The sequence below is a fragment of the Pleionea mediterranea genome, from assembly GCF_003148745.1.
GTDB lineage: Bacteria > Pseudomonadota > Gammaproteobacteria > Enterobacterales > Kangiellaceae > Pleionea > Pleionea mediterranea.
On record NZ_QGGU01000001.1, the window covers coordinates 1 to 4,644 of the forward strand.

Genomic DNA, 4,644 nt, shown 5'->3' on the forward strand with positions numbered 1-4,644 from the left:
ATCCCTTCTCGAACTCAGAAGTGAAAACGTTCAGCGCCGATGGTAGTGTGGGGTCTCCCCATGTGAGAGTAGGTCATCGCCAGGCATTTAAATTCCAAACCCGCAGCACTCGTGTTGCGGGTTTTTTTATGCGTGTTAATTTAGTCCTTTCTTTTTATTCAATGCTAAGAGCTTTTGTACTGTTGGTTAATTGTTCAAGTTTCAGTGTTACGATGATATGAGTAGACCTTATGAATGAGCTTTATCACTGGTTTGATTTGCTTGGCGTTGCTGTCTTTGCAATTTCTGGGACTTTAATCGCTCATAACAAATCGATGGATGGCTTTGGGGTAATTGTTCTTGCCTCTGTGACGGCTATTGGTGGTGGAACCATTCGTGATCTTATTCTTGATGTGCCAGTTTTTTGGGTGTCGGACACCAGTTACATTATCACCATACTTGTGGCCGTTGCATTAACCATTCTCTGGTTAAATCATCGACAAAGTTTTCCAAATTATTACCTTCAACTGGCTGATGCATTTGGGCTGTCTTTCTTTGCCATTATGGGTGCTCGTAAAGCAATAATGCTTGAGGTTCCAGATACAACCGTTGTAATCATGGCTGTAATGACGGGTTGTTTTGGCGGCGTGATCAGAGATGTATTGGCACGAGAGATCCCAATGTTGTTAAAAGGTGAGCTTTATGCCATTACCTGTATTGCGGGAGCGACTTTATATACTCAGTTGATCCATTTAAATGTTGTCGATGAATTGGCGATGATAGCTGGTGGAATAACCATTTTATTATTAAGGTTAGCGGCGCTTCGCTGGAAAATTGGTATACCAGTGTTCCGTTATAGCGAGAATAATAACCGTCAATAAGCAATATCCTTATCAATTAAAATATTATTCTGTAAGCGGTTGGGTCGTGTTAGGCAATGCAATGCGGCTGGTGACGGAGTGCATGTATTGATAGAATGGGCACAACATAAATAATGGATTGAAACGATTGACCAATACTGCTCCCTCTGTTGACTTAACACAATTAAATTCATTCGGTGTGGTTGCAACTGCAGACGGGCTGTTAGAGTTTAATCGAATGGATCAAGTCACAGACGTTATCAAGCTGACACAACAGCAACCCTACTTAATACTGGGCGGAGGCTCGAATCTGTTACTGCTTGGTCATTTGCCATGTCAGGTGATTCATGTGACATTATCCGGCTGGCGCTATCATGACGAAACTAATGAGCATATAAACATCACCATCAATGCTGGCGAAAACTGGCATAACATGGTCATGCAAACATTAAATGATGGCTACAGTGGTCTGGAAAATCTATCGCTGATTCCGGGAACTGTCGGTGCCGCACCGGTTCAAAATATTGGTGCTTATGGCGTTGAGTTAAAAGAGTATTTACAAAGTGTTGAAGCGATAGATCTTAAACAAGGAAAGTTAGTCTCGCTTGATAATCGGTCTTGCAATTTCGATTACAGAAACAGTTATTTTAAGCAGAATATTGGGCGCTTCCTGATTACATCAGTGACACTTAAGTTGAATAAGCGGTTTAAACCTCGACTGGAATATCGGCCATTAAATGAACTTGCCGAAACAGCGACCTCTTCAAATTCAGATTCTCAATCAGCAACGAGTACTTTAACGGCACTGCAGGTCGCAGACAAAGTGATAGCGGTTCGTCAGCAAAAATTACCCGATCCTGATGCATTAGGAAATGCTGGCAGCTTCTTTAAAAACCCGATTATTGATAAGGCCCATTTTCTTCGTCTTAAAAGTCAATTCCCAGCCATTGTCGCTTACCCTGTTGATGATCAACAGATGAAAGTCGCCGCCGGCTGGTTGATTGATCAGTTAGGTTTTAAAGGTGTGACTCATAATGGTGCTGCAGTCCATACTGAACAGGCGCTGGTTCTCGTAAACCAAAACAATGCCAGTGGCCAGGCCATATTAGAACTGTCGAAACAAATACAGCAAAAAGTTGAAAAGGTTTTTGGGATTCGTCTTGAGCGTGAAGTGCGCCTGGTAAGTGAACAGTGCGTTACAGAATATAATTTTAGTAACGATAATTTTGCTAATATCAGTCATAGTCCGGACAGTTTAAACCTATGACTACCGATGATTTATTATTAATATTAAGTGACGGACGCTTTCATTCCGGAGAAGCGATTGCCCAGCAACTTAATACGACTAGAGCGTCTATCTGGAAATACATCAAGCAATTGCGCTCACTCGGTGCAGATATTTACAGTGTAAAAGGAAAAGGCTATCGAATACCGGGCGGGCTGGAGTTACTGGATCAAGCTTGGTTAACGCAGGCTCTAAAGTCTTTTACCCAGCCTGAAAATATCCATGTTGTTACCAGTATTGCGTCTACCAATCAGTTTTTGCTTAATCAAACTTCCAACCCTTCACCTCAAATCTGTGTTGCGGAATATCAGTCATCCGGTCGCGGACGGTTGGGCCGTAACTGGCATTCTCCTTTTGCCAGAAATATCTATTTGTCCATGAGGCAGACATTGCCGCTTCCCATCGACGCGTTATCGGGTTTAAGTTTGGCTGTTGGTTGTCGAATAGCTGACGCTTTGACATCATTAGGGGCTATGGGTGTGCAATTAAAGTGGCCGAATGATTTGCGTGTCAATGGAAGAAAGCTAGGCGGTGTTTTAGTTGAAATTGCCGGCCAATCGGATTCAGGTTGTGAGTTAGTGATTGGGTTAGGTCTAAACTGGGATATGTCCGAAGATTCACCCATCGATCAGCATTGGCAGAATTTAAAACCCCTGGTTAATAGCCGTGTTAGCCGTAACCATGTTGTGGCAACATTGTGTAAAGCTTTAGCGGCTTGTCTGACTGATTTTAGCCAGTTTGGCTTTTCACATTTTAAAGCTGACTGGGAACAACTCGATGAGTTTAAAAATAAACCGGTGGTATTGCTTCAGGGCAATAAAAAAACGGTGGGTGTGTCACGCGGTGTTGATACCAGTGGTGCTTTACTGCTGGAAAAAGATGGTTCTGTAATGTCGTTTATAGGCGGCGAAGTCAGCTTAAGGTTACTGACATGAACTTATTACTCGATGTGGGCAATAGCCGAATCAAATGCGCAATCAGTAACGAAAGCGATAACCTTGTGCCACTTAATGTATCGATCAATCATCGTGACGGCTTTAATGCCGAGAATTGCTGGCTCAACATACGCCAGTGCTTGGAAGTGAATCAATTAGGCTTACCATCAATAATTGGCATCTCTTGTGTCAGGCCATCGGTTACAGAGGCTCTGGTTGATTCGGCTAAGTGTTATTTTGAGGCAGAGTTGCATATTGCCAAAACCCAGAAATACCATAAACAGTTAATTAATAGTTACGCTGTACCGGATACCATGGGCGTTGATCGTTGGTTAGCCATGTTGGCTGCGACCAGAGGTGGTGAGCAAGCTGCAATGGTGATTGACTGTGGAACCGCAATGACCATCGATCTGGTGGCATCAGGTGGTCAACATCTTGGTGGTTATATTGTTGCCGGGCTTGAAAATCAGTTATCGGCTTTGTTGAGTAATACGGAGCGGGTGTTTGCGGGTGACAATTTAACCGATACATTGGTAACACCCGGTCAAAATACCCAGGCTTGCGTACTAAACGGCCTATACGCACAAGCCATTGCTTTTATTGAACAGCAGATACAGTTTGCGCTAAGTCAGGGAATCACTGAAACCTGGTTTACCGGAGGCAATGCGCAGAAGCTAATTCAGCCTATTAAAATGCGCAGTCTATACCCAGAAATGGCCTTAAATCACAATGATTTATTGATATTTGAGGGTTTGTTGACCAGCCTGCAGGAAGATCGTAAAAAAATCTAAACAAAGCATTGCCATTTGTGGATCATGTCGCTAAAATTGCGCCTCACTTTTTGGGGCTACTTCTCTTATCAACCCTATAAATAGTGAAGCCGGCTTAGCTCAGTTGGTAGAGCAACTGACTTGTAATCAGTAGGTCGCCAGTTCGATTCCGGCAGCCGGCACCAAATTTAACAAAATGGGCTACCCAGGTAGCCCATTTTTGACTGAGAGCTGCAAAGTAAAAAAGCTTGCAATTTTATGGCCAAATTGGCATCATGCGCGGCTCTTTGCACTTAGGTCAGCAATGCTGAGTGTGATAAAAAATTCGGAGGGGTTCCCGAGCGGCCAAAGGGATCAGACTGTAAATCTGACGCGAAAGCTTCGCTGGTTCGAATCCAGCCCCCTCCACCAGTTTCTACTGAGCCGTTTTCGGCAAGTGCGGGTATAGTTCAACGGTAGAACCTCAGCCTTCCAAGCTGATGATGCGGGTTCGATTCCCGCTACCCGCTCCAGTATACTTAGTATCATGCTGATATAGCTCAGTTGGTAGAGCGCACCCTTGGTAAGGGTGAGGTCGGCAGTTCGAATCTGCCTATCAGCACCAGTGTATAAGACGCTGCCGGGTATCTGCGAGTTTTCTCAATGTTTCCCGAAAGCACTGTAACAGTTTTATTAACCACAAATCTTCTAGACGCTTTGGGAGGCTTCTCATGTCTAAGGAAAAATTTGAACGTAATAAACCCCACGTAAACGTGGGAACCATTGGCCACGTTGACCATGGTAAAACCACCCTGACTGCGGCCATGTGTACCGTA

General features: G+C 43.9%; 5 protein-coding genes, 4 tRNA genes and 1 rRNA gene. All 10 read left to right on the top strand.

From position 1 onward, the window contains the following. Nucleotides 1-85: ribosomal RNA gene (gene rrf, locus C8D97_RS00005) — 5S ribosomal RNA — on the top strand; the annotation flags it as partial. A 145-nt stretch (nucleotides 86-230) separates the two neighbouring features. Next, the gene (locus tag C8D97_RS00010) at nucleotides 231-860 is read left to right on the top strand and encodes a trimeric intracellular cation channel family protein (RefSeq protein ID WP_109761289.1); all 630 of its coding nucleotides are present in this window, start codon (nucleotides 231-233) and stop codon (nucleotides 858-860) included. A gap of 127 nt (nucleotides 861-987) precedes the next feature. After that, nucleotides 988-2,106 carry a UDP-N-acetylmuramate dehydrogenase gene (gene murB / locus C8D97_RS00015; protein ID WP_109761290.1) on the top strand — a complete coding sequence of 373 codons (1,119 nt, stop codon included), beginning with the start codon at nucleotides 988-990 and terminating at the stop codon, nucleotides 2,104-2,106. Further along, complete coding sequence (birA, locus tag C8D97_RS00020) at nucleotides 2,103-3,059, top strand: bifunctional biotin--[acetyl-CoA-carboxylase] ligase/biotin operon repressor BirA (protein WP_109761291.1); 957 nt, start codon at nucleotides 2,103-2,105, stop codon at nucleotides 3,057-3,059. The genes murB and birA overlap by 4 nt, the downstream gene beginning before the upstream one ends. Beyond that, nucleotides 3,056-3,850 carry a type III pantothenate kinase gene (locus C8D97_RS00025; protein ID WP_109761292.1) on the top strand — a complete coding sequence of 265 codons (795 nt, stop codon included), beginning with the start codon at nucleotides 3,056-3,058 and terminating at the stop codon, nucleotides 3,848-3,850. The genes birA and C8D97_RS00025 overlap by 4 nt, the downstream gene beginning before the upstream one ends. An 88-nt stretch (nucleotides 3,851-3,938) precedes the next feature. Continuing rightward, a tRNA-Thr gene (locus tag C8D97_RS00030) sits at nucleotides 3,939-4,014 on the top strand. A gap of 142 nt (nucleotides 4,015-4,156) precedes the next feature. Next, nucleotides 4,157-4,240, top strand: a tRNA-Tyr gene (locus C8D97_RS00035). Between the two features lie 27 nt (nucleotides 4,241-4,267). Next, nucleotides 4,268-4,341, top strand: a tRNA-Gly gene (locus C8D97_RS00040). 16 nt (nucleotides 4,342-4,357) lie between these two features. Further along, a tRNA-Thr gene (locus C8D97_RS00045) sits at nucleotides 4,358-4,433 on the top strand. 106 nt (nucleotides 4,434-4,539) lie between these two features. Continuing rightward, nucleotides 4,540-4,644 (top strand): GTP-binding protein (locus C8D97_RS18550; RefSeq protein WP_210204812.1); only part of this gene is annotated, 105 nt, incomplete at its 3' end.